At 33.1% G+C, this 2,038-nt stretch carries 5 protein-coding genes; all 5 read left to right on the top strand.

Features of this window, described 5'->3' with window-relative positions; translation table 11 throughout:
* Positions 1 to 225 (top strand): DUF1108 family protein (locus tag IDG65_RS13950; RefSeq protein ID WP_154289405.1); only part of this gene is annotated, 225 nt, incomplete at its 5' end.
* Between the two features lie 9 nt (positions 226 to 234).
* Positions 235 to 456 carry a DUF2483 family protein gene (locus IDG65_RS13945; protein ID WP_000815403.1) on the top strand — a complete coding sequence of 74 codons (222 nt, stop codon included), beginning with the start codon at positions 235 to 237 and terminating at the stop codon, positions 454 to 456.
* Entirely contained in the window at positions 449 to 1,237 is a 789-nt protein-coding gene (locus IDG65_RS13940) for an ATP-binding protein (protein WP_000134097.1), read from the top strand. Before IDG65_RS13945 ends, IDG65_RS13940 begins: the two co-directional genes overlap by 8 nt.
* Before the next feature lie 28 nt (positions 1,238 to 1,265).
* Positions 1,266 to 1,817, top strand: a complete 552-nt coding sequence (locus tag IDG65_RS13935; protein ID WP_000704705.1) for a single-stranded DNA-binding protein — start codon at positions 1,266 to 1,268, stop codon at positions 1,815 to 1,817.
* A gap of 12 nt (positions 1,818 to 1,829) precedes the next feature.
* Positions 1,830 to 2,038: putative HNHc nuclease (locus tag IDG65_RS13930; protein ID WP_031905861.1), on the top strand; the 209-nt coding region annotated here is incomplete at its 3' end.

The following is a 2,038-nucleotide window of genomic DNA, read 5'->3' as shown; positions in this document are numbered from 1 at the left end:
ATTCATGTTAACGGATTCGATTTTAAGCTATTCATTTTAAAAGGTCATATGGGCATATCAATACAAGTTAAAGATATGAACAACGTACCAATTAAACATGCTTATGTCGTAGATGAGAATGACTTAGATATGGCATCAGACTTATTTAACCAAGCAATAGATGAATGGATTGAAGAGAACACAGACGAACAGGACAGACTAATTAACTTAGTCATGAGATGGTAGGAGGTCGCTATGAAGCAGACTGTAACTTATCTAATCAAGCATAAAGATGAAAATCTATTTATTACAAACCGACCAACCGAAGTGAACGATACAGTGAAGTATTCAACTGATATGCGAGACGCAAGAGAATTCGACGGACTAGACAAAACTGTTATTGATATGTCTAAGCACAAAGCAATCAAGAAAACAGTGACAGAAACAATTGAGTATGAGGAGGTAGAACATGACTGAGGAAAAACAAGAACCACAAGAAAAAGTAAGCATACTCAAAAAACTAAAGATAAATAATATCGCTGAGAAAAATAAAAGGAAATTCTATAAATTTGCAGTATACGGAAAAATTGGCTCAGGAAAAACCACGTTTGCTACAAGAGATAAAGACGCTTTCGTCATTGACATTAACGAAGGTGGAACAACGGTTACTGACGAAGGATCAGACGTAGAAATCGAGAACTATCAACACTTTGTTTATGTTGTAAATTTTTTACCTCAAATTTTACAGGAGATGAGAGAAAACGGACAAGAAATCAATGTTGTAGTTATTGAAACTATTCAAAAACTTAGAGATATGACATTGAATGATGTGATGAAAAATAAGTCTAAAAAACCAACGTTTAATGATTGGGGAGAAGTTGCTGAACGAATTGTCAGTATGTACAGATTAATAGGAAAACTTCAAGAAGAATACAAATTCCACTTTGTTATTACAGGTCATGAAGGTATCAACAAAGATAAAGATGATGAAGGTAGCACTATCAACCCTACTATCACTATTGAAGCGCAAGAACAAATTAAAAAAGCTATTACTTCTCAAAGTGATGTGTTAGCTAGGGCAATGATTGAAGAATTTGATGATAACGGAGAAAAGAAAGCTAGATATATTCTAAACGCTGAACCTTCTAATACGTTTGAAACAAAGATTAGACATTCACCTTCAATAACAATTAACAATAAGAAATTTGCAAATCCTAGCATTACGGACGTAGTAGAAGCAATTAGAAATGGAAACTAAAAATTAATTAAAAGGACGGTATTTAATTATGAAAATCACAGGACAAGCGCAATTTACTAAAGAAACAAATCAAGAAAAGTTTTATAACGGCTCAGCAGGGTTTCAAGCTGGAGAATTCACAGTGAAAGTTAAAAATATTGAATTCAATGATAGAGAAAATAGATATTTCACAATCGTATTTGAAAATGATGAAGGCAAACAATATAAACATAATCAATTTGTACCGCCGTATAAATATGATTTCCAAGAAAAACAATTGATTGAATTAGTTACTCGATTAGGTATTAAGTTAAATCTTCCTAGCTTAGATTTTGATACCAATGATCTTATTGGTAAGTTTTGTCACTTGGTATTGAAATGGAAATTCAATGAAGATGAAGGTAAGTATTTTACGGATTTTTCATTTATTAAACCTTACAAAAAGGGCGATGATGTTGTTAACAAACCTATTCCGAAGACAGATAAGCAAAAAGCTGAAGAAAATAACGGGGCACAACAACAAACATCAATGTCTCAACAAAGCAATCCATTTGAAAGCAGTGGCCAATTTGGATATGACGACCAAGATTTAGCGTTTTAAGGTGTGGTTTAAATGCAATACATTACAAGATACCAGAAAGACAATGACGGCACTTATTCCGTCGTTGCTACTGGTGTTGAACTTGAACAAAGTCACATTGACTTACTAGAAAACGGATATCCACTAAAAGCAGAAGTAGAGGTTCCGGATAATAAAAAACTATCTATAGAACAACGCAAAAAAATATTCGCAATGTGTAGAGATATAGAACTTCACTGGGG

The sequence above is a fragment of the Staphylococcus sp. EG-SA-17 genome (assembly GCF_017151845.1).
Classification (GTDB): domain Bacteria; phylum Bacillota; class Bacilli; order Staphylococcales; family Staphylococcaceae; genus Staphylococcus; species Staphylococcus aureus.
The sequence above is the reverse complement of the archived record's forward strand: the minus strand, read 5'-3'. Positions and strand labels throughout refer to the sequence as shown.